The following is a 23,486-nucleotide window of genomic DNA, read 5'->3' as shown; positions in this document are numbered from 1 at the left end:
AGAACTAGAATGACTAGAGACCAGTCACCAATCACCAATGACTAAACCAGTTGATATATTAGTTCTCTCCAATGGACCGGGGGAGGTAACAACATGGGTGCGTCCATTTGTCAAGTCTTTGCGGCAAAAATTAGGTAATGATTCTTGTGTGGTGAGGATTTCTGTCGTTTTGTCACCTTGTCCAAATGCTAGCGGTAAAGAAGCAGCGATCGCCCTTTCCTATCCAGAAGTGGATAGAGTACAAGCAGCAAAACATTTTTGGCCGTTCTTGCTGTGGGGAAAAACTGCCGAAAATTGGGACTGGGGCGATCGGGGTGTGGTAGTTTTCCTAGGTGGCGATCAAATTTTTCCCCTGGTCATTGGCAAAAAACTGGGATATCGCACAGTGGTGTATGCTGAATGGGATGCACGTTGGTATCATTGGATTGACCGGTTTGGAGTCATGCAAGCAAAAGTTGCCCAAAAAGTCCCCCCAAAATACGCCCATAAATTTACAGTTGTGGGAGACTTAATGGTAGAAGCGCAGAGACTGGAGCAAGTTTTAACTCCCAACTCCTCCCCAAACACAGAAATAATTGGTTTACTCCCCGGTTCCAAAAGCGCAAAATTAGCTCAAGGTGTCCCATTATGCTTGGCTATTGCTGAATATATTCACGCCCGAAGACCCCAAACCAGATTTATAATTCCCCTAGCGCCACATTGGATTTACAAACTTTAGCAAGTTTTGCTGATACACAAAAAAATCATTTTGTCAAGGTATTTGCTAGTTCCCCCGCTGTTTTAGTGGAATCAGAGCATCCCACCCTCAAAACAGAGAAAGGTTTATCTGTGGAACTGTGCAGAGAAAATCCCGCCTATGAATTATTATCCCACTGCAGCATCTGCTTAACCACCGTAGGGGCAAACACAGCCGAACTGGGGGCTTTAGCTGTACCGATGATTGTTTTGATACCAACACAACAACTTGATGCTATGCGTTCCTGGGATGGTTTACCGGGATTATTAGCTAATTTACCAGGGTTGGGTTCCACCTTTGCTAAGGTGATTAACTGGTCTGGTATTGAGTCGTAAAGGTTTATTAGCATGGCCCAATATCTGGGCACAAGAAGAAATAGTACCAGAACTAGTGGGCAAAATCCAGCCCCCAGAAATAGGAGAAATGGTTTTAGATTTTTTGACTCATCCAGAAAAATTAGCAGCAATTCGGGATAAACTACGTAATGTTAGGGGAGAAAGTGGTGCTGCGGATAAACTAGCACAAATTGTCACAGATAGCATAGGGTGGCGTAAGCCATAGAGATATAAAATTCATATATATAACTCAAATATAGCCTTTTTCAGGCTAATGAAGTACACATCAATTGCCTATTCCCTATTCCCTATTCCCTATTCCCTATTCCCTATTCCCTATTCCCTGTTCCCTGTTCCCTGTTCCCTGAAACTAAACAAATTTGTACCTCACGAGCATGGGAAATGCTATAACACTACCTATTAACACTAAACATGAATGTCCCTATAAGTATTATTCGACTGGTTGAGCATTTTCACCAGCAAATAGATTTATATAAAGCAGGTGGGTTAAACGAAACACAAACTCGGATTCAATTTATTGATCCATTTTTTGCGTCCTTGGGATGGGACATGAGCAATGAACAACAAACAGCTGATATTTACCAAGATGTTGTTCATGAAGATAGTTTAAAAATTAGTCATACTCAAAAAGCCAAAGCACCAGATTATAGTTTTCGGGTGGGGGGAGTAAGAAAGTTTTTTGTAGAAGCGAAAAAACCTGCTGTAAATGTAGGGACAAATATTAGTGCTGCATTTCAACTCAGGCGTTATGGATGGTCAGCTAAATTACCCCTAAGCATTCTCACAGATTTTGAGGAATTTTCCGTTTATGATTGTCGCCTGATGCCCAATAAAAATGATTCAGCATCTCAAGGCAGAGTTAAACATTTTCATTATACAGAATATGTAGAAAAATGGGCAGAAATTTATCAACTATTTTCTAAAGAAGCTGTCTTAAATGGTGCTTTAGAAAAATTTGCTGAAACTCAAGTAAAAGCCGGTATCACTGTTGATAAGGCTTTTTTACAGGAAATTGAAACTTGGCGAGAAAATTTAGGCGCTAATATTGCTTGGCGCAACCCAGAAATTGAGCAACGAGAGTTAAACTTTGCTGTCCAAATCACCATTAATAGAATTGTCTTTCTGCGGATTTGCGAAGATAGGGAAATAGAAAATTATCAGCAGTTATTTAACTTATTAAAATTTAATAATATTTATCAAGAGTTAGGGCGTTTATTTATTAGTGCTGACTATCGTTATAATTCTGGGTTATTTCACTTTCAACAGGAGAAAGGAAGGGAAGCACCCGATGATTTTACGCTCAATTTGGTAATAGAAGATTATCCATTGAGGGCTATTATTAAAAAACTCTACCCCCCAGAAAGTCCATATGAATTTTCTGTAATTCCTGTAGAAATTTTAGGACAAGTTTATGAGCAGTTTCTAGGTAAAGTGATTACTTTATCTGCAAGTCGTCAAGTAGTAATAGAAGATAAACCAGAAGTTAGAAAAGCCGGGGGTGTTTATTATACTCCTAGTTATATTGTGGATTATATTGTTAAACATACCATTGGTAAGGTATTAGAGGATAAGAAACCGGAAAAAGTTCAGGATATGACAATTATTGACCCTGCTTGTGGGTCTGGTTCTTTTTTAATTGTCGCTTATCAATTTTTATTAGATTGGTATTTACAGCAATATCTGCAAAACCCCAAGAAATACAAAAGTAAAATTTATCAAGTTAGCGGTAATACTTGGCGGTTAACTGCGACTGAGAGAAAACGCATTTTATTAACTCACGTTTATGGTGTAGATATTGACCAACAAGCAGTGGAAACAACTAAGTTATCTTTGTTGTTAAAGGTCTTAGAAGGTGAGTCAGGTGAAACTATTACCAAACAGTTAGAATTTTTAAACCAAAGGGACTTTACCAGATTTAGATAATAACATTCAGTGCGGTAATTCTTTAATAGATGGAAAATTTTATCACAATAATCAGCTTAATTTACTAGATGAAGATACAGCTTATCGAGTTAATGTGTTTGATTGGGAAACAGCTTTCCCGGTAATTATGAACCGAGGGGGGTTTGATGTCGTTATTGGTAACCCTCCCTATATTCGCATTCAAGCTTTAAAGGAATGGGCTACTTTGGAAGTAGAATTTTATAAGGAAGAATATGTTTCTGCAAGTAAGGGAAATTATGATATTTATGTTGTTTTTGTCGAAAAAGGATTAAATCTATTAAGAAAGGATGGGCGTTTGGGTTTTATCTTACCCCATAAGTTTTTTAATGCTCAATATGGAGAATCTTTGAGAAAATTAATTGCTAAAGGTCAATACCTGGAAAAAATAGTTTACTTTGGTGATCAACAAGTTTTTCCTAAAGTATCAACTTATACTTGTTTGCTTTTCTTATCTAAGACAAATAAATCAGAAGTTACTTTTATTCAAGTACAGGATTTATTAGAGTGGGTTACTGATGACAGTATTGAAAAAATCAGCCTTATTCAACAATCTTTTATTAGTAAAACCTGGAACTTTAGCAAATTTAATAACGCCTTATTCTTTGAGAAGTTCAATGATCATAGATTCGTCAGTTTAGGGAAAATAAAAAATAATATTTCCCAAGGTATTAGAACCAGTGCGAATGAAGTATATGTTGTAGATTTTATTTCTCAAAAGAGAGATAACTTACTAGATGTGTATTCTAAATCTTTAGATAAAGTAATTACAATTGAATCAAGTTTAACTTGTCCTTTTCTACAGGGGAAGGAAATTAAAGCCTATCAGCTTTTATATTCCAATAAGTTATTGATTATTCCTTATGAACTAGTGAACGGACAAGTTAATCTGCTCAATGAAAATAAACTCTGTAATAATTATCCGCTAACTCTTGATTATCTCATGCAAAATCAAATCAAATTAGAAAACCGAGAAAAAGGTAAGATGCTGGGATCAAGTTGGTATGGTTATACAAGAAATCAAAATATAGAGTTGATGAGATATCCTAAAATACTAGTACCTGATATTGCCATTAAAGCATCTTTTGCCTTAGACGAAAGAGGAGAGTATGCTTTTACTAGTGGTTATGGAATTACACTGAAAAATGATGTCAATGAGTCTATTAAATATATTTTAGGATTACTCAATAGTAAGTTATTAGATTTTTACTTCAAGAATATTAGCACCACAATTCGTGGTGGTTTTTTCCGTTATTTTACTCAGTTTGTTGAACAGCTACCAATCCGCAGGATTAATTTCGAGAATTTCTCAGAAACAAATCTTCACAATCAAATGGTTAGACTGGTTGAACAAATGTTGTTTTTGCATGAACAGCTAAATCAAGCTCAAACACCACCAGCTAAAAGAAGAATTAAACAACAACTTAATGCTACAGATAGACAGATTAATCAGTTGGTGTATGAACTCTATGAATTAACTGATGAGGAAATAGCTATTGTGGAAGGGTCATTCGTCTAATTCCCCACTTTGGCGAGCTAGTTCATAAATAGCAGAAATAATACAAGCCATTATACCTATGCTGATGCCCCAGCTACGTCCTAAGCTAATTTCTAGAAACCAGTTGGATAAACCCCCAATTACTAGAAAGGGAATGATGCTAAATAGTGAAGCGTAAAAGGCGTTTTGAGATTCTCTGGCTTGGCGTGTTTTTTCAAATTCTTGTTGACTGATGTAAAGCGATCGCTCGGCGAAGTTAAACCATTTACTTAGCAGTTCTATTATTGTATCACGCAGTGGGGAAAATATCAAGTATAGCGCCAATGACCACAGACAGGTTCCGGCGATGGCGATTTTGTCTATCTGAAAATGGAAAGGAAAAATTTCATTAATCATAGCTGGGGATGTCCTGCGGGTGGCAAAGTTAACTATAAGTTGACCTTTTAAGCAATTTTAAGCCTAAAACCCCGCAGAATTTTTTTTATTGCCAAAAATCAATGGACTGCTCTTTCTTTAAGCCTTGGGGAAGTCTCTTGGGGGGATGGGGGGCTTGCCACTGCAATCGTCTCTGCCAAAAGAGAATTACAATTTTGATGATCTATCCCTGTGGCTAGGGATTAATCTGGCGATCGCTTTATACGAATATACGGAACTGCGATCGCTTCCCTAATTAATCTTCTTTGTGGTTGGGTTGTGATGGTGATTTACTCAACAGAAACCACCATAGCTCTAACGCAATTAAAGCGACACCACCAATAGTTACACCAACTTTCAAGGACAAAGGTTGCGACCTAGGGTGAAAATCATTAGTTTCCCCTGATGAATGAGTTGGTATTGTTGCTGATGCTGTTCCTAGGGATAGACCCAAAGCCGCCAGACTAGCCCAAAGTATATTTTTATTGAACATAGTTGAAATTATTGTACACCTCCAGAGATGATTTTTGGTTTAAATTTCCGCAATCTCAAGGCATTGGTGACCACAGAGACGGAAGATAAAGCCATTGCAGCGCCTGCAAGAATCGGATTTAGCAACCACCCAAAGAAGGGAAAGAGAATTCCCGCAGCGACCGGGATACCTATGATGTTGTAAATAAAGGCAAAGAAGAGATTTTGGCGGATATTGCCAATTGTAGCCCGGCTAAGTTGAATTGCCGTCACAATTCCTTGTAAATCTCCAGAAATCAGAGTAATATCACTCGCTGCGATCGCCACATCTGTTCCTGTACCAATCGCAATACCCACATCTGCTTGTGCGAGTGCAGGTGCATCATTAATACCATCACCTACCATCGCCACAATTTTAGATTTACCATCGCTTTGGAGGGATTGAATTATGGCGGCTTTTTGATCTGGGCGTACCTCTGCAAAAACTCTCTGGATACCGACTTCTTGGGCGATCGCCTCCGCAGTTTTACTGTTATCTCCAGTCAGCATTACCACTTCTAATCTAAGTTTATGTAGTATTTTAACTGCTGCTGCTGAGGAAGGTTTCAGAGCATCAGCAATACCCATCACTCCTTCTAGAACACCATCTACAGCTATTAAAATCACAGTTTTACCCCCAGCTTCCCAGACTTGTTTATATTCCTGGAGGGAGTGATTATTAATTCCCAGTTCTGTCAACCAGCGTTCTGTACCAATTTGTACTAAGCGGTCTGACACCACACCTTGAACGCCACTACCAGGGACAGCTGCAAAGTCATTACACTCAATTAAACTGGCCTCTTGGGATTGGGCATATTTTACCACTGCATCAGCCAAGGGATGCTCGGAATTTCGCTCTACAGCAGCAGCTAACTGTAAAAGCTGTAGTTCATTGTGGTTAGCAGTACCCTTCACACAGACAAAATCGGTAACTGTGGGATTCCCTTGAGTTAAAGTTCCGGTTTTATCCAAAACAATCGTGGTGATTTTGTGTGCTAGCTCTAGGCTTTGGGCATCTTTAATTAAAATACCATTTTCCGCACCTTTACCAGTGCCCACCATAATTGAAGTGGGAGTCGCTAAACCCAAAGCGCAGGGACAAGCTATAATCAGTACACCCACTGTGGTCATGATTGCTAGGGTGAAGTTACCCATGAAGTTAAACCACATCACAAAAGTGGCGATCGCGATCGCAATTACAGCAGGTACAAACCATCCTGTAACCTGATCTGCTAATCTTTGAATTGGCGCTTTAGAACCCTGTGCTTGCTGCACAAGTTTGACTATTTGCGCCAAAAAAGTATCCTTTCCCACTCGTGTTGCTCGAAACTGAAAACTACCAGTTTTGTTAATAGTCGCCCCAATTACCTCATCACCCGGTTGCTTTTGCACTGGTAAGCTTTCACCAGTAACCATGGACTCATCCACCGTAGAAATACCAGTAATCACCTCACCATCTACAGGAATCTTTTCCCCTGGACGCACCACAATCACATCATTAATTTCCACCTCGGTAATAGAAATATCCATTTCTACACCACCACGGATAACCCTAGCATTTCTGGGTTGTAGTCCCATCAGTTTATGAATAGCTTCCGAGGTTTTTCCCCTAGCGCGATGCTCTAACAACCGTCCCAGCAAAATTAAAGCAATTACGGTTACCGAAACCTCATAATATACATGAGGGATTATACCCTGAGCCGTAAAAAATCCCGAAAACAGAGTCACAAACAAAGAATATAGATATGCAGCACTTGTACCCACTGCCATCAGGGTATCCATTGTTGCTGTATGGTGCTTGAGGGCTTTCCAGCCATTCACATAAAAACCCCAACCACACCAAAACTGTACTGGGGTAGTCAACAGTAACTGTACCCAATAATTATGCAGAAATTCGGGAATAAACCAGAAATTTAACCCTGTCATCATGGGTATGGAACCCACAAAAATGATTATAGCGATCACACCCGCCACAATCACCTTGCGGCTAATTTCCTGTTCCGCGGCTAACTTAATTGCTGTCTGAGTATCATCTTCTCCAGTCAGTATGTCTTCTGAAACCTGGTAAGAAGAGTATCCCGCAGCATCGATAGCGCTTTGGATAATCTTTAAATTAGTACGTGTTCGATCATAATTGATTGTAGCCTGTTCAGCAGCAAAGTTAACATTGCAGTCAATCACCCCTGGAATCAAGCGAATTGCTTGGTCAATGTTGTTTGCGCAGGAAGCGCAACTCATACCCCGGAGTTTAAGCGTGAGAGTATCCATGCTCAGTCAATCACTTTTGCTAGTGTAGCCTATCCAGTCAAAGTTGCATCCAATTGATGAATGCAACTTCATCCGCTCAAACACATTTAGTTTAGATGTGGAAATTACATCAAACGCTTATACCCTAGGCATCTGAGCCGGTATAATCAGTTTTAAGCAGCTGGATAGCCTGCAGCAGCTAAAGCATTCTTAATTGATGCTTCCGATGCTTGAGTTTCTACGCTCACAAATTTGGTTTGGGGGTCAGCCTCAATCGTAGCATTGGCATCAACTGCTTTTACTGCATTAGTAATATTGTTGGCACAAGCAGAACAAGCCATATTGGGAACTGTCAGTTTGAGTGTCATAGGTTTACAGTATGGAATCAAAGAACTATCAAGATTTAGCTTGTATCTGCTGAATATCAGTCGTAAAGCTAATTCAGCCATTGCTAATTTGTGGGGAATCCTCTTTTCATGGCTTTAGGGATGCTTTTGACTGTCATCAGCTATTAAGTTTGGCTTTTATCTTATATCCATCCTAAACTCTCCAGCCAGCTAGAGAGTCTATCATAGTTTACAACTCTTTAAATTCTTTTCCGTCCCCATGTCATGGTATCAATATAATAATGCCATATAATAATGCCATATATTTATTTAGTATTTAATTATACTCAAAATTTCACCGCCAAAATTTCATCTTCCGGCTGATATAAGCTGATATAAATTCTCAGGAAAAAAGGCTTGGACAAGCCAAGCCCTTATGTATACCAAGCATTTACTACACCAATAATAATTTAATAGTTCTATACCTTTAGTTCATCCTCCTAAAGGATGTGTTCAAATAGTCTCAAAGCTGATAAATAAGCAATTATTAATCATAAAAAAAGGTTTGGCTGTGAACCAAACCTTGATTATTGCTGTGCTTAACAACGTACTAACTTACAATTTAAGAAAACTTTTTCTCAACTTCATCTTCCTGCGGCCAGTAGAATATTAGGTTCAATTTATATTTGGCATTTCATTCATATATTAAAAGCACGAAAAAGGCCTGAACTAGAGCCAGACCTTTATATATACCAGGTGTTTACCATATTTAGCCAATTTATATATAAACTGATTATAATTCATCTGCCTTCAAGCAGTATACAAATTATATTAAATATGCTAAATATCATATCTATAAACATGGTATCATTATCCACAATAGATAGGCAGTCATCAAAAAATTACTCATACCCTGGTGAGATGTCATCTATCCCCAACCAACATCTCAAAAGAAAACCCTGGCCTTAACTCCAGGGTAGTTATATGTTTTTCAGGCATTAACGAACTGAATAATAACAGCATAAATAAATTATTTATAATACCTATCGATATATACAAAAAACCGACATTTATGATATAATGCTAAAATCGTTTTTCAATGCACTAAAGCATAAACCCAGAGCTAAATTGAAAACACACAAAAGAGGCTTGAGCATTAGCCAAGCCCACATTCAGCAAGAGTTTACCATGTATTATCACTGTAAATGTACTTTTGTGTAAATTTCATCTATCTATAGGTTAGATATAAGCAATACCATAACTGAAATATATCAGCATAAAAAAGGTTTAGCACTCGGCTAAACCTCCATAGAAAGCAGTTAATCGACACACTAATTTTAATTTAAACCTGCTAATTATTCAGGTCATCTTACTAGGGAATGTGTGCAAATATTTTTTAATATGATATGGGATTACTGCGACAAACATAATGGAGAATTAAAGGTAAATTTTACAGTGGGTCGGTTACCCCTAATTTCTATCCTTTTAAAGCCTCAAATCCTTATATTTACTGTATAAATAGGCTCTAAATTCTAGCCTATGTTGAGAATCTGGTACTTTATTGTAAACTTAGTATATTTATTTACTGTTTAACCAGGAGGATAAATTCAAATATTAGTATAAAAAATCACTTGTAGCATATAAAGCCTTTTTCAGGCTAATGAAGTACACACCAATTCCCTATTACCTATTCCCTGTTCCCTGAAACTAAAAAACTTTGTACCTCACGAGCGTGGGAAATGCTATATCTTGGGAAAAGCCTCCCCGGTTTTAGAGACTGACTAGTGAGCAAAATAAATAAAATAAATAAAATAAATAAAATAATAGTTGCTTTCCTGTAAGATATGTGCTAAGTTAAGTAATCGTGTGGTTAAGGACGTATAGCTCAGTTGGTTAGAGCGCTACGTTGACATCGTAGAGGTCACTGGTTCGAATCCAGTTACGTCCATAGTTAATGAAAATATCCCGGAGATCATATGAGCGTAGCTCATAGCCGGGTTAAATTCTCAAAGGCGCATATTCAGAAGATATTACCCTCAGCAATACCGTGTGATTACTGGTATTTCCCAGGGGCGATCGCCTGTTTTGAGAACTGTTTTACTCTTCCTCGTCAATCTCACCAATAGCGTCATCAAACTTGTTGATAATTTCCAATAATTCCGTTTAGAAATATCTTTGTAGTAGGCATAGAAAGCCTGACTATCTCTAGCGGAATGCTGGGTTTTATACATCTGGTTATAGTCCGCAATAAATTCGTTTAATTTGTTGCAGCTATGACTGCGGTTACTGGTATCGGTTTGGTTGGTAACTTGACATTGATTTTGACACCAATGCTCAATGTTGATAAATTCTAGGTAAAAGGTTGTACCATCCTCGCGGTTGAGTTCCATTTTATCCCGGAGGCGTTTAGCGCGATCGAATACGTTACCTTTATCTAGGTGGTTGAGGATGGTTTTAAATTCGGTGTCGCTGAGTTGGATACCGTTATATTATTCCAGTTGGGTTTTCAGGTTGGCTTTGAGGTCTTCAGCGTTGCCAATGGTGACAGGTTCATAGCCTAATGTGGTTAGGCGTTCAATTAACTGTTGTTCTAATTCAGCTTCAGATTGAGTTATAGCTTAATTCTCGTTAGGCATAATGACGGAAATTGGTTGGTTGCGCTGCTTTCGATAAATGGTAAAGTCACTATCTAGGGTTAGAATTTGGCTATCTTCGTACATTTCGCTCATTCTGACTAAACAGGCATCAGCTAGAGAAATTGGTACTGAAGCATAGCGTTTCATTAGGTTTTCTATGGCTTCAATTTCTTGGTTGAGGATAAAAGGGATAATGATATGACCTTGTTGAATCAGTTTTAGAATAGTTTCTTGTCCATTATGAATCCTTTGGGCGAGGAAACAGGCTTCTGTAATTACGGCCTCATTAGTTAAGATAGGGGTGCTGATTTGAGCGAGTTGGGAAACTGCCCAAGGGTGAAATTTATCTTTGGGCATCAGGTAAGCAATTAAAACTCCTGTATCTAAAATTGTGGTTCTAGTCATGATTGGCCAAATTTTTCTAGATACTGAGGATTATGGGAAAGGTCTTCAAGATTGCTGTCAAGACAACCGATAAATTCTTTAGTCGCTGCTGCGAAGGATGTTTTGGGGGTTTCTGTTGCAGTGGGTGTTTGCTGATCAGGGGTTTGACTTGATTGAAATTCCAGAAATTCTACAAATTCAATCACTTTTTTTTGTTGTTCGGGGGGGAGTTGTTGGATTTTTTGAATGGCTATTTCTAGGGTGAGCATATTGGTTAATGGATAGTAGGTAATTTGGTAATACTTCTATTATTCCCCATTCTCTGATTCAAGATTTAAACCGCGATAGATTTGTTCAAGGGGAAAGTTAAGATTAATGCTTTTAAGTTGGATGGTGTCACCTGGTTTGTAGTTGATAATTAACCAGTCTCCAGCCTCGTTTTTATGATAAAGGTCAATTTCCATGCTGGTGGAACTGACTAGCAGATAATCTATTAAGGCTGGATTATTTTTATACATTCTAAATTTACCACCTCTGTCATAAGCTTCGGTAGTTTTTGATAAAACTTCAACTATTAAGCAGGGGTAGGTAATATATTGGGTATTGGTTTTGTCCCGTTCGTCGCAGGTGACGCTAACATCTGGGTAGGTGTAGTTATTAGTACCTAAAATATTAACTTTGAGGTCTGAGTTACCTGTTATGCAACTACTAGCGTCTAAATGGGTATCAAACATAGTCGTAAATCTAATAGCAATGCGGCTATGATTGACGCTACCGCCACTCATGGCGTAAACTTGGCCGTTGATATATTCGTGTTTTTCTAGTTGCTGTTCTTCCCATGCAAAGTATTCTTCGGGGGTGAGGTGGGGGGTGTTTTCTTTAGCTGCAATCATTTTTTTGATAATTGGTAATGGGTAATACTTTTATTTTATTTGTTCTATCTATGCCCTTATAGCATTTCCCATGCTCGTGAGGTACAATTTTTTTTAGTTTGAGGGAACAGGGAACAGGGAACAGGGAATAGGGAATAGGGAATTGGTGTGTACTTCATGAGCCTGAAAAAGGCTATATAATAAATAATATCAATTTAATTTTTGTAGGTTGGGTTGAGGAACGAAACCCAACATTTACCAGCATTTGTTAGGTTTCACTTCGTTCAACCCAACTACTCAATACTATGTATCATCTGTGTAAACATGGGTAACCGCACTCAAAACAGCAAAGATGTATAATTATTTATATATTTTCTTGTATAATTTTTCTTAGCCATAAATAACCAGCCCATGGTGTGAATCTATGCGTCAATGTCTTAACCCGGAGTGTCTCCACCTTAACCTGGATACTTGCCAATATTGCCAAAAGTGTGGTAACAAGTTACTCCTACGAGAAAGGTATAGCCCCCAGTCAATTTTAGGACAAGGGGGTTTTGGTCGGACATTTCTAGCCATTGACGAAGATAAACCCTCAAAACCCTATTGTGTCATTAAGCAATTCCTCCCCCAAGCCCAAGGAACAGACAGTATAGAAAAGGCTTCCCAATTATTTGCACAAGAAGCAGAACGTTTAGAACAACTGGGTAAACATCCCCAAATTCCCGAATTAATGGCTTATTTCACCGCCGATAATCGTCAATATTTGGTTCAGGAGTTTGTCAAAGGGGAAACCCTACAAGCGGAATTAGATCAAACCGGGGTGTTTGCAGAACAGCAAATACGAGGATTATTAATAGAACTGTTGCAGATATTAAAGTTTGTCCACAGTCAGCAGGTAATTCACAGAGATATTAAACCAGAGAATATCATTCGCCGCAGTAGTGACAACAAGTTATTTTTAGTAGACTTTGGCGCTGCGAAGGTGGTACAAACCAAACAACGCACAGCTACAGGGACAATTATCGGGTCAGCGGAATATTGCGCCCCTGAGCAGTCTATGGGGAGAGCCTTATTTATCAGTGATTTATATAGTTTAGGTGTCACCTGTCTGCATTTATTAACAGGAGTTAGCCCCTTTAATTTATATGATCCGATGAATGCAGAATGGGTATGGCGAGATTTCTTGAATGGGAATGTTGTTAGCGATGAGTTGGGTAAGATTTTAGAAAAGTTAGCAAATCCTGTACCCAAGCTGCGTTATCAGTCTGTGGAAGAGGTGATGAATGTTTTGAGTCCTGTTTTTTCCCCTGTCCCTTCCAGGAAAAGGGAAAACCCACCACCTCATACCCCCTGTCTACACACAACCCTCACCGGACATTCTGGCTCGGTTTATAGTGTAGCATTTAGCCCCGATGGTCAAACCCTAGCTAGTGGGAGTCATGACAAGACTATCAAACTCTGGGATGTCAAGACAGGTAAGCTCCGTTACACCCTCACCGGACATTCTGGCTCGGTTAGGTCTGTAGGATTTAGCCCGGATGGTCAAACCCTAGCTAGTGGGAGTCATGACAAGACTATCAAACTCTGGGATGTCAAGACGGGTAACCTCCGCGACACCCTCAGTGGACATTCTGGCTCGGTTTATAGTGTAGGATTTAGCCCGGATGGTCAAACCCTAGCTAGTGGGAGTTATGACAAGACTATCAAACTCTGGGATATGAATACAGCTAACCTCCTCATCTACTTTATGGGTCGCAACCTACACACCCTCACCGGACATTTTAACTGGGTTTATTCTGTAGCATTCAACCCAGATGGTCAAACCTTGGCTAGTGGGGGTGATGACAAGACTATCGAACTGTGGGATGTGAGGACAGGTAAGGTTCGCCACACCCTCACTGGACATTCTGACTGGGTTTCTTCTGTAGCATTTAGCCCGGATGGTCAAACCCTAGCTAGTGGGGGTGATGACAAGACTATCAAACTCTGGGATGTGACCACAGGTAAGGTTCGCCGCACCCTCAGCGGACATTCTGACTGGGTGAGGTCTGTAGCATTTAGCCCGGATGGTCAAACCCTAGCTAGTGGGAGTTATGACAAGACTATCAAACTGTGGGATGTGAATACAGGTAACCTCCGCCGCACTCTCAGCGGACATTCTGACTGGGTGAGGTCTGTAGGATTCAGCCCGGATGGTCAAACCCTAGCTAGTGGGAGTTATGACAAGACTATCAAACTGTGGCGGTTACAGCGCATTTTATCTGAGTGAGGTACACAAGGGCGGGCAGGATGCCCACCCCACAAGATTTATGATATTAAGGTATGTACTTTATTTACTTGAAAAGTGCTGTAAGGTAGCAGTGAATCAAAGTTCACCCACGAATTCACAACCACGACTTTTGTGTTTGCTGTCAAACTATGTATCATCTGTGTAAACATGGGTAACCGCACTCAAAACAGCAAAGATGTATAATTATTTATATATTTTTTTGTATAATTTTTCTTAGCCATAAATAACCAGCCCATGGTGTGAATCTATGCGTCAATGTCTTAACCCGGAGTGTCTCCACCTTAACCTGGATACTTGCCAATATTGCCAAAAGTGTGGTAACAAGTTACTCCTACGAGAAAGGTATAGCCCCCAGTCAATTTTAGGACAAGGGGGTTTTGGTCGGACATTTCTAGCCATTGACGAAGATAAACCCTCAAAACCCTATTGTGTCATTAAGCAATTCCTCCCCCAAGCCCAGGGGACAGACAGTATAGAAAAGGCTTCCCAATTATTTGCACAAGAAGCAGAACGTTTAGAACAACTGGGTAAACATCCCCAAATTCCCGAATTAATGGCTTATTTCACCGCCGATCATCGTCAATATTTGGTTCAGGAGTTTGTCAAAGGGGAAACCCTACAAGGTGAATTAGATCAAACCGGGGTGTTTGCAGAACAGCAAATAGGAGGACTATTAATAGAACTGTTGCAGATATTAAAGTTTGTCCACAGTCAGCAGGTAATTCACAGAGATATTAAACCAGAGAATATCATTCGCCGCAGTAGTGACAACAAGTTATTTTTAGTAGACTTTGGCGCTGCGAAGGTGGTACAAACCAAACAACGCACAGCTACAGGGACAATTATCGGGTCAGCGGAATATTGCGCCCCTGAGCAGTCTATGGGGAAAGCCATATTTATCAGTGATTTATATAGTTTAGGTGTCACCTGTCTGCATTTATTAACAGGAGTTAGCCCCTTTAATTTATATGATCCGATGAATGCAGAATGGGTATGGCGAGATTTCTTGAATGGGAATGTTGTTAGTGATGAGTTGGGTAAGATTTTAGAAAAGTTAGCAAATCCTGTACCCAAGCTGCGTTATCAGTCTGTGGAAGAGGTGATGACTGTTTTGAGTCCTGTTTTTTACCCTAACTCTGGAAGGGGAGAGGGAAGAACCCCACCACCTCATACCCCCTGTCTACACACAACCCTCACCGGTCATTCTCACTGGGTTTTGTCTGTAGGATTCAGCCCCGATGGTCAAACCCTAGCTAGTGGGAGTCATGACAACACTATCAAACTCTGGGATGTGAAGACAGGTAAGCTCCGTTACAACATCAGAGGACATTCTGGCTCGGTTAGGTCTGTAGGATTTAGCCCGGATGGTCAAACCCTAGCTAGTGGGAGTGGGGACAGGACTATTAAACTGTGGGATGTAAAGACGGGTAAGCTCCGCGACACCCTCAGTGGTCATTCTAACGGGGTTTTGTCTGTAGGATTCAGCCCGGATGGTCAAACCCTAGCTAGTGGGAGTTATGACAAAACTATCAAACTGTGGGATGTGCAGACAGGTAAGGTTCGCCACACCCTCACCGGTCATTCTGGCTCGGTTTTGTCTGTAGCATTCAACCCAGATGGTCAAACCCTAGCTAGTGGGAGTTATGACAACACTATCAAACTGTGGGATGTGCAGACAGGTAAGGTTCGCCACACCCTCACCGGTCATTCTGGCTCGGTTTCTTCTGTAGCATTTAGCCCGGATGGTCAAACCCTAGCTAGTGGGAGTTATGACAAAACTATCAAACTGTGGGATGTGCAGACAGGTAAGGTTCGCCACACCCTCACCGGTCATTCTAACTCGGTTAGGTCTGTAGGATTTAGCCCGGATGGTCAAACCCTAGCTAGTGGGAGTTATGACAAGACTATCAAACTGTGGGATGTGAGGACAGGTAAGCTGTCTCACACCCTCACTGGACATTCTGACTGGGTGAGGTCTGTAGGATTTAGCCCGGATGGTCAAACCCTAGCTAGTGGGAGTTATGACAAGACTATGAAAATTTGGCCGTTAAGGTAATATTAACATCTCCAAAAAATAAATATGCGTTGTCAAACATTGTTGCGCGCAGATATCTATTACATTTTTAGGAGGAGCAACATTTCTTAAGTTAAACACCTTATGCTGAATATTCCTCAACTACTGGCGACTGAATTAAACCTCAAACCTGAACAAATCGAAAACGCCTTGGAACTGTTAGCAGAAGGTGCTACTGTTCCTTTTATCGCACGTTACCGCAAGGAGCGCACTGGGGAAATGAACGAGGTGCAACTGCGGGACTTGTTTGATCGCTATGCTTATTTAACAGAGTTAGCAGAACGCAAGGGGGTAATTCTCAATGCGATCGCCCAACAAGGTAAACTCACAGAAGAACTCAAAGCCAAAATTACATCCTGCTTACAAAAAACCGAATTAGAGGATTTATACCTACCCTATCGACCAAAAAGGCGCACCCGTGCTACCATTGCCAGGGAAAGGGGTTTAGAACCTTTAGCCCAGTTGATTAAATCTCTCAATGTCCCTCAAAGTCCCACAGCACCACTAGAAACAGCAGCTATGCAGTATGTTTCTCAGACTCAGGAAGTAAACACACCACAGGAAGCACTCAAGGGCGCAGCTGACATTTTAGCGGAAGAGGTGGCAGAAAAAGCGGAGTTAAGGGCATATCTGCGTGATTATTTTCTGGAGAAAGGGGTATTTATCTCTCAGATCAAGAAAGATTATCCCGAAGGTACAACCAAGTTTGAGATGTACCGCAACTATCAGATGGGGGTAAAAAATATTGCCCCCCATAACCTCCTGGCTTTGTGTCGCGGTGAAGCGGAGGGAATCTTAAATTATGAAATTGCTTTTGATGAAGATATTGTACTCAAGTATCTAGAAGCAAGGGAAATTAAAACCAAAAATCCCACAATTCGGGAATTTTATCAAGCCATGGTCAAAGACGCATTTAATCGGCTGATGAAAACCTCCATTATGGGTGAGGTGATTTCCCAGAAAAAAACCTACGCAGATATAGAATCAATTCAAACCTTTGAAGCCAACCTGCGAGAGTTACTGTTATCAGCACCCGCAGGAATGAAACCCACACTGGCGATTGACCCAGGTTTTAGAACCGGGTGTAAAGTTGTGGTACTTGACGAAACAGGAAAATTTTTAGCCTATCAAGCGGTGTTTCCTCACCAAGGGTCAGCACAACGGGACAAAGCAGCACAAACTCTCAAAAATTTAATTACACAATATCAAATCAGGTTAATTGCGATCGGTAACGGTACAGCTTCCCGGGAAACCGATGAGTTTGTGAACCAGGTTTTACAACATATAGACCCCAAACCCATTAAAGTCATCGTCAATGAATCGGGAGCATCAATATATTCTGCCAGTAAAGTGGCATTAGAAGAGTTTCCCGATTTAGATATTACCGTGCGCGGTGCTATTAGTATCGGTCGCCGATTACAGGACCCCCTGGCGGAACTAGTAAAAATTGACCCTAAATCTATCGGTGTGGGACAATATCAACATGATGTTGATCAAAAGTTGCTGAAAAAGAAACTTGATGAGACTGTGGAAAGTTGCGTTAATTATGTGGGGGTAGACCTAAACACCGCGTCTAAGGAATTGTTAACTTTTGTTTCGGGAATTACAGCCACAGTAGCCAATAACATCGTCACCTATCGCAACGAGCATGGAGCCTTTAAGAACCGCAGACAATTGTTAAAGGTGGCGAAGTTGGGACCCAAGGCGTTTGAACAAGCTGCGGGTTTTCTGCGGATTCGTGGCGGTGATAACCCTTTAGATAATACCGCAGTCCATCCCGAAAGTTACTCTGTGGTGCTGGCGATCGCCGCTGATTTGGATATATCCTTAAATCAGATTACAGAAATTGCAGCCAAGCTGAAAAAAACCAACCTCAAGAAATACGTCACCGACGGCATTGGGGAACCTACACTCAGGGATATAATCAGGGAACTAGAGAAACCAGGTAGAGACCCCCGCGCCGAATTTAAATACGCCACCTTTAGAGAAGGAATTACAGAAATTAGTCATTTACAGGTAGGGATGGAATTAGAAGGAATAGTTACCAATGTGGCTAACTTTGGCGCTTTTGTGGATATTGGCGTACATCAAGATGGTTTAGTGCATATTTCCCAACTAGCTGATAGATTTGTCGATGATATCCAGAAAGTTGTTAAAGTGGGACAAGTTGTGAAGGTGCGGGTATTGGAAGTTAACGAAAAGTTGCACCGTATTAGTTTATCGATGAAAGCTGTTAAGTAATAAAGCCATTATTTTAGTGTCTTTGTAGACTACAAAGACACTCTCACCCTAATGGTATAAACATAATCCCTCTTATTCAAGATGGAAAATATAAGTATTGATCTGAAAATAAAACCAGGAATCGTCAAGAATCCATCTGTTATTTTTAGGTAAAAACAATGTGGGGAACACTTTTAACGGTCATAGCCACAGCCTTGAGCTTGTTAATTGTCGATTTAGTTGTACCGGGTGTAAATCTTGCTAATTTTCCAGCAGCTATGATTGCTGGTTTAGTCATTGGTTTGATCAACAGTTCCATTAAACCAGTCCTTGCTGCTTTATCTTTACCCCTTAACTTCCTCACCTTCGGAGCATTTTCCCTAGTAGTTAACGGTTTTTGTTTCTTGTTAGCTGCGGTGGTGGTTCCGGGGTTCGCAGTCCGGGGAGTTCTCGCCTTTTTTCTGGTCCGGTAATTTTATCTTTTGCTAATACCTTCATTAACAAGTATTTGGCTGAAAGATATCCTGTTTTAAGCAGTAGTGATGTTAATAGCCAAGGCGAATTACCCTCCAGATAAGCATCCTACACAATTTGCACAAAAACCTCATTAAATAAAATCGCCAAATCATGAAAATCGGTCGCTTACTTTTAGGTTTATTCCTTCCTCCTTTAGGTGTGTTTCTCACAGTTGGCGTTGGTCCAACTTTGTTAATTAACATTTTACTCACACTTTTAGGCTGGCTTCCCGGTAGCATCCATGCAGTTTGGGTAATTGCTAAACATGAAGAACAAATAAACGAACAAGGACGTAGTTATTAAATTAAAATGAGCGTCTCCATTTAAAGAGGGTGGTAATTAACCACCCTGATTTCTTGGCTGATGAATTTCTCTCAACATTTGTCAAGACTACTTACGAGTTAGTTCCTCCTGTTTATTATCAGTAGGTGTCTCATCTTTAAAAATCTCAGCAGTAGATAGTAACAACTCCCGTAAAGTTTGTTTAATTTGACGCTCCTTTCTGGCCATAGCAGCGCCAGCTTCCCCTAGTTTATCTTCTAGGTGCGATCGCTGTTCCTCCACTTGTGTCGCCATAGCCTCAGCTTGGGGACGAGCCTGATCATACCAATGTTTTGCCTCATCTAGATAATCCTTAACCTCACCATCCCGGCCGCCATAACGCGCAGCCAAATTCGCCCGGACAATAGCTAATTGAGCTTGCAATTGCGCATAACGTTTCTTAAGTAAAGCTACCTCCTCACTATCTTTAATGGTATTAATAGCAGAAGCGATCGCATTTTTAGTATCCTCAGTTTTATCCTTGCTAGTCTCTGCAATTTCCGTTAAAATGTCATCAACTTCTTGCTGAATTTGTTCCTCTTCACTATCCAATTGTGCTTGTAGCTTCTTAACTTCTCCCTGAGTTTTTACAATCGCCTCATGTCGTTTGCTATTAACCCCTTCCAAAGCCCCCTCAATGCAAGCTGTGACATCTTCCTTAATTTCTTCCCCCCTGTGTTGAAAGTTTTCCACCACAGCAGAAACCGCATCTTTTACCAGATAACGAATATCACTAGAACCAGCTTTCAGTTCCGAACTAAGCTGAGAAACAGCAGATTTAACAATTTCCCGAATCCGCTGAGTTCTTAACTGTCCAGTTTCTTTCACCTGTTGCAAATCGATAGTAATTTGCTCCTTAACATTCTTCGACATTTTTAACCTTTCCTATTTAAATAACAAAGATGAAAGACACAAACAACATCCTCTATGTGCATTATGGTAGATAGTTATAAAAATAAACACATCCCAAAGATAGAAAATCCTGATAATTTACGACTAAAGCATCTCATACCTAATAGATAAGTAAGTGGGCATTAAAATTTGTCGTTATGACAAGGGAACAGGGAACGGGGAACAGAGAAGAGGTTTTGCGACACTTTACTCTTCGTTACATACTGCGGTTTTTTTCTGTTCACCTACTTACCCCCAGAATCAAATCTGCGTAACGGTAAACCTCAAAAATATGTACCACCCATGTGAGATAATAAGTATTAATAGCTAGTAAATGAGAGAAATTATGTGGCGGGTAAATGTAACTTGTTCCGGTGACGCTTGGAAACAACACGGCGCTAACTTCAAAAGCATATCAGACAAATATCAAGGCGAATGTATTTCTTCTAAAAAAATGCCAGATGGTACAAGAATCATGGCATATAAAATAGAAGATGTCAGCGATGCAGAAGCTTTTCAAGAAGAGTGTACCAACTTTGCCGGGTTTACAGCTGACTTTGAAGCCCTGTAACATTCCCCAGCATCTATAATATTGAAGCAAACACGATTATAGTCCCGTAGGAGAATTTTGGTGGATTCCCGATATAACCCAGCAGACATTGAGGAAAAATGGCAACAAACATGGGCAGAACTTGGCCTAGATAAGACATCTGCAAATACTAAAGTGCCAAAATTCTACGCCCTTTCCATGTTCCCCTATCCATCGGGCAGCCTCCACATGGGTCATGTCCGTAATTATACTATTACCGATGTAATTGCACGCCTCAAGGGAATGCAAGGATATAGGGTACTCCACCCCATGGGTTGGGACGCTTTTGGTTTACCAGCAGAAAACGCCGCCATTGACCGGGGAGTACCACCAGCCCAGTGGACTTATCAAAACATTGCCCAAATGCGGCAGCAATTAAAGCGTCTGGGTTTGTCTATCGACTGGGACAGCGAAGTTGCTACTTGTTCACCAGACTATTATAAGTGGACACAGTGGATTTTCTTGCAGTTCTGGCAAGCCGGGTTAGCATATCAAAAAGAAGCAGCAGTAAACTGGGACCCCGTAGACCAAACTGTGGTAGCTAACGAGCAAGTAGATAACGAAGGTCGTTCTTGGCGCAGTGGGGCAAAAGTTGAGCGAAAACTATTACGCCAGTGGTTTTTAAAGATTACCGACTACGCCGAAGAATTACTCAACGATTTAGATAAATTAACCGGTTGGCCCGAACGGGTCAAGTTAATGCAAGCTAATTGGATTGGTAAGTCTACAGGCGCTTATTTAGAATTTCCCGTAGTGGGAAAGGATGAAAAGGTGGCTGTCTACACCACACGCCCAGATACAGTTTATGGTGTCAGCTATGTAGTATTAGCTCCCGAACACCCTTTAACCCGTGTGGTCACCACCCCAGAGCAAAAACCAGCTGTAGAAGCATTTATTCAAGAAGTTTCCCAGCAAAGCGAGTTAGAACGCACCGCTGAAGACAAACCCAAGCGCGGTATCCCCACTGGTGGCCAAGTCATCAACCCTTTTACCGGGGAACAAGTACCCATTTGGATCGCCGATTATGTACTGTATGAATATGGTACCGGGGCAGTTATGGGTGTACCTGCTCATGATGTGCGAGATTTTAAATTTGCCCGTGTTTATAATTTACCCATTGAGTTTGTCATTGCTTCCCCCGATGATGTGGCAGATTTTGACTTAACGCCCACATCACCCACAGATGAAATCACCAAAGTTATTAATATTGAATACAATCAGGCATATACTGAGCCAGGAATTTTAATTAATTCCGGGTCTTTCACCGGTATGAATTCCACAGATGCCAAAGAGGCAATCATTAAATATGCTGAGTCAGAAAATTTTGGTAAACTGCGAATACAATACCGCCTGCGAGATTGGTTAATTTCCCGACAACGCTACTGGGGCGCACCTATACCAGTGATTCACTGTCCCAATTGTGGCATAGTACCAGTCCCCGATGAGGATTTGCCCGTCAGGTTACCAGAAGAGGTGGAATTAACCGGGCGTGGGGGTTCACCTTTGACTCAGTTGGAAAGCTGGGTCAATGTTCCCTGTCCTAGTTGCGGTACTCCCGCTCGCCGAGAAACCGATACCATGGATACCTTTATTGATTCTTCTTGGTATTTCCTACGCTATCCCGATGCTCAGAATACAGAACAAGTTTTTGACCCCGCTAAAACTAATGACTGGATGCCTGTAGACCAGTATGTTGGTGGTATTGAACACGCTATTTTACACTTGTTATATTCCCGGTTCTTTACTAAGGTGCTGCGGGATAGAGGTTTACTTAACTTTGATGAACCCTTCGCCCGGTTGTTGACTCAGGGTATGGTACAGGGTTTAACTTATATGAACCCCAATAAGAGCGGTAAAGATAAATGGGTTCCCTCTCATTTAGTCAACCCAGCAGACCCCCGCGACCCCCAAACAGGTGAACCATTACAACGCCTCTATGCCACTATGTCTAAGTCTAAGGGTAATGGTGTAGCACCGGAAGATGTGATTAGTAAGTATGGTGTGGATACGGCGCGGATGTTTATCCTGTTCAAAGCACCCCCAGAAAAAGATTTGGAGTGGGACGAAGCAGATGTAGAAGGACAATTTCGCTTTTTAAATCGGGTCTGGCGCTTGGTCACAGATTATGCTACCGCTGGGGTATGCAGGAAAAAGCCAGAACTTTCTGATTTAACTAAGCCAGAAAAGGAATTACGTCGCGCTATTCACACCGCTATTCAAGAGGTGACGGAAGATTTACAAGATGAATATCAATTCAATACCGCTGTTTCGGAACTGATGAAGTTAAGTAATGCTCTCACTGATGCTGAGTGCAAAAATTCCCCTATTTATGCTGAGGGAGTTCAAACTTTAGTGCTCATGTTAGCTCCTTTTGCCCCCCACATTGCTGAGGAATTGTGGCAGTCCTTGGGTAATACTGGTTCTATCCACACTCAAACTTGGCCATCTTTTGACCCCGGAGCTTTGGTAGCTGAGGAAATTACTTTGGTAATTCAGATTAACGGTAAAAAACGGGCTGATATTCCCGTCCCCGCACAAGCTGATAAAGCGGAGTTGGAAAAATACGCCCGTGAGTCGGAAGTTGTGCAGCGTTACACTGAGGGTAAGGAAATTAAAAAGGTGATTGTGGTTCCTGGAAAGTTGGTGAATTTTGTAGTTGTTTAAT

General features: G+C 40.8%; 17 protein-coding genes, 1 tRNA gene and 2 pseudogenes. 11 read left to right on the top strand and 9 right to left on the bottom strand.

Annotated elements, in window-relative coordinates; all coding sequences use genetic code 11:
- Positions 1-37 precede the first annotated feature (37 nt).
- From AC6IZ0_RS03070 to AC6IZ0_RS03060, 3 genes and pseudogenes are all read left to right on the top strand, one after another.
- Positions 38-1,297 (top strand): annotated as a pseudogene (locus AC6IZ0_RS03070) (glycosyltransferase family protein).
- Positions 1,298-1,503: 206 nt separating this feature from the next.
- Positions 1,504-3,015 carry a DNA methyltransferase gene (locus AC6IZ0_RS03065; RefSeq protein ID WP_497725044.1) on the top strand — a complete coding sequence of 504 codons (1,512 nt, stop codon included), beginning with the start codon at positions 1,504-1,506 and terminating at the stop codon, positions 3,013-3,015.
- A 4-nt stretch (positions 3,016-3,019) separates the two neighbouring features.
- Complete coding sequence (locus AC6IZ0_RS03060) at positions 3,020-4,552, top strand: Eco57I restriction-modification methylase domain-containing protein (RefSeq protein WP_497725985.1); 1,533 nt, start codon at positions 3,020-3,022, stop codon at positions 4,550-4,552.
- Here AC6IZ0_RS03060 and AC6IZ0_RS03055 read toward each other — a convergent pair.
- From AC6IZ0_RS03055 to AC6IZ0_RS03040, 4 genes are all read right to left on the bottom strand, one after another.
- On the bottom strand, positions 4,541-4,927 hold the full coding sequence (locus AC6IZ0_RS03055; protein WP_271732135.1) for a hypothetical protein: 387 nt from the start codon (positions 4,925-4,927) through the stop codon (positions 4,541-4,543). The genes AC6IZ0_RS03060 and AC6IZ0_RS03055 overlap by 12 nt on opposite strands.
- A gap of 274 nt (positions 4,928-5,201) precedes the next feature.
- Entirely contained in the window at positions 5,202-5,438 is a 237-nt protein-coding gene (locus tag AC6IZ0_RS03050; protein WP_497725042.1) for a hypothetical protein, read from the bottom strand.
- 8 nt (positions 5,439-5,446) lie between these two features.
- Positions 5,447-7,723 (bottom strand): heavy metal translocating P-type ATPase, encoded by a 2,277-nt coding sequence (locus AC6IZ0_RS03045; RefSeq protein WP_497725041.1) that lies wholly within the window; start codon positions 7,721-7,723, stop codon positions 5,447-5,449.
- A gap of 152 nt (positions 7,724-7,875) precedes the next feature.
- Positions 7,876-8,070 carry a heavy-metal-associated domain-containing protein gene (locus AC6IZ0_RS03040; protein WP_271732155.1) on the bottom strand — a complete coding sequence of 65 codons (195 nt, stop codon included), beginning with the start codon at positions 8,068-8,070 and terminating at the stop codon, positions 7,876-7,878.
- Positions 8,071-9,902: 1,832 nt separating this feature from the next.
- On the opposite strand from AC6IZ0_RS03040, the gene AC6IZ0_RS03035 reads away from it, so the two are divergent.
- Positions 9,903-9,976 (top strand) — tRNA-Val (locus tag AC6IZ0_RS03035).
- A gap of 88 nt (positions 9,977-10,064) precedes the next feature.
- On the opposite strand, the gene AC6IZ0_RS03030 is transcribed toward AC6IZ0_RS03035, so the two are convergent.
- The 4 genes from AC6IZ0_RS03030 to AC6IZ0_RS03015 all read right to left on the bottom strand — a co-directional run bounded on the left by AC6IZ0_RS03030 (position 10,065) and on the right by AC6IZ0_RS03015 (position 11,941).
- Positions 10,065-10,418 (bottom strand): type I restriction enzyme subunit R domain-containing protein, encoded by a 354-nt coding sequence (locus AC6IZ0_RS03030; RefSeq protein WP_497725040.1) that lies wholly within the window; start codon positions 10,416-10,418, stop codon positions 10,065-10,067.
- Between the two features lie 228 nt (positions 10,419-10,646).
- Complete coding sequence (locus AC6IZ0_RS03025) at positions 10,647-11,069, bottom strand: type II toxin-antitoxin system VapC family toxin (protein ID WP_497725038.1); 423 nt, start codon at positions 11,067-11,069, stop codon at positions 10,647-10,649.
- Positions 11,066-11,317 carry a DUF2281 domain-containing protein gene (locus tag AC6IZ0_RS03020; protein ID WP_271763442.1) on the bottom strand — a complete coding sequence of 84 codons (252 nt, stop codon included), beginning with the start codon at positions 11,315-11,317 and terminating at the stop codon, positions 11,066-11,068. Before AC6IZ0_RS03020 ends, AC6IZ0_RS03025 begins: the two co-directional genes overlap by 4 nt.
- 39 nt (positions 11,318-11,356) lie before the next feature.
- On the bottom strand, positions 11,357-11,941 hold the full coding sequence (locus tag AC6IZ0_RS03015) for a Uma2 family endonuclease (RefSeq protein ID WP_497725036.1): 585 nt from the start codon (positions 11,939-11,941) through the stop codon (positions 11,357-11,359).
- Positions 11,942-12,344: 403 nt separating this feature from the next.
- Between AC6IZ0_RS03015 and AC6IZ0_RS03010 the strand changes: the two genes are divergently transcribed.
- The 5 genes and pseudogenes from AC6IZ0_RS03010 to AC6IZ0_RS02990 all read left to right on the top strand — a co-directional run bounded on the left by AC6IZ0_RS03010 (position 12,345) and on the right by AC6IZ0_RS02990 (position 19,323).
- Complete coding sequence (locus AC6IZ0_RS03010; protein ID WP_497725035.1) at positions 12,345-14,189, top strand: protein kinase domain-containing protein; 1,845 nt, start codon at positions 12,345-12,347, stop codon at positions 14,187-14,189.
- Between the two features lie 268 nt (positions 14,190-14,457).
- On the top strand, positions 14,458-16,266 hold the full coding sequence (locus tag AC6IZ0_RS03005) for a WD40 domain-containing protein (protein WP_497725034.1): 1,809 nt from the start codon (positions 14,458-14,460) through the stop codon (positions 16,264-16,266).
- Positions 16,267-16,368: 102 nt separating this feature from the next.
- Positions 16,369-18,525, top strand: coding sequence for a Tex family protein (locus AC6IZ0_RS03000; RefSeq protein WP_497725033.1), 2,157 nt, complete (start codon positions 16,369-16,371; stop codon positions 18,523-18,525).
- A 158-nt stretch (positions 18,526-18,683) separates the two neighbouring features.
- Positions 18,684-19,081: pseudogene (locus tag AC6IZ0_RS02995) on the top strand (phage holin family protein).
- A 50-nt stretch (positions 19,082-19,131) separates the two neighbouring features.
- On the top strand, positions 19,132-19,323 hold the full coding sequence (locus AC6IZ0_RS02990; RefSeq protein ID WP_497725032.1) for a YqaE/Pmp3 family membrane protein: 192 nt from the start codon (positions 19,132-19,134) through the stop codon (positions 19,321-19,323).
- 87 nt (positions 19,324-19,410) lie between these two features.
- Here the strand turns inward: AC6IZ0_RS02990 and AC6IZ0_RS02985 are convergent, their stop codons facing one another.
- Positions 19,411-20,214 (bottom strand): histidine kinase, encoded by an 804-nt coding sequence (locus AC6IZ0_RS02985; RefSeq protein ID WP_497725031.1) that lies wholly within the window; start codon positions 20,212-20,214, stop codon positions 19,411-19,413.
- 364 nt (positions 20,215-20,578) lie between these two features.
- On the opposite strand from AC6IZ0_RS02985, the gene AC6IZ0_RS02980 reads away from it, so the two are divergent.
- The gene (locus AC6IZ0_RS02980; RefSeq protein WP_271732156.1) at positions 20,579-20,803 is read left to right on the top strand and encodes a hypothetical protein; all 225 of its coding nucleotides are present in this window, start codon (positions 20,579-20,581) and stop codon (positions 20,801-20,803) included.
- Between the two features lie 60 nt (positions 20,804-20,863).
- A complete protein-coding gene (leuS, locus tag AC6IZ0_RS02975) occupies positions 20,864-23,485 on the top strand; it encodes a leucine--tRNA ligase (RefSeq protein WP_497725030.1) in 2,622 nt (873 codons plus the stop codon).
- Position 23,486: the final 1 nt, after the last annotated feature.

This window comes from Anabaenopsis sp. NIES-4685, from assembly GCF_059725405.1.
This window is presented reverse-complemented; position numbering and strand designations above follow the sequence as displayed.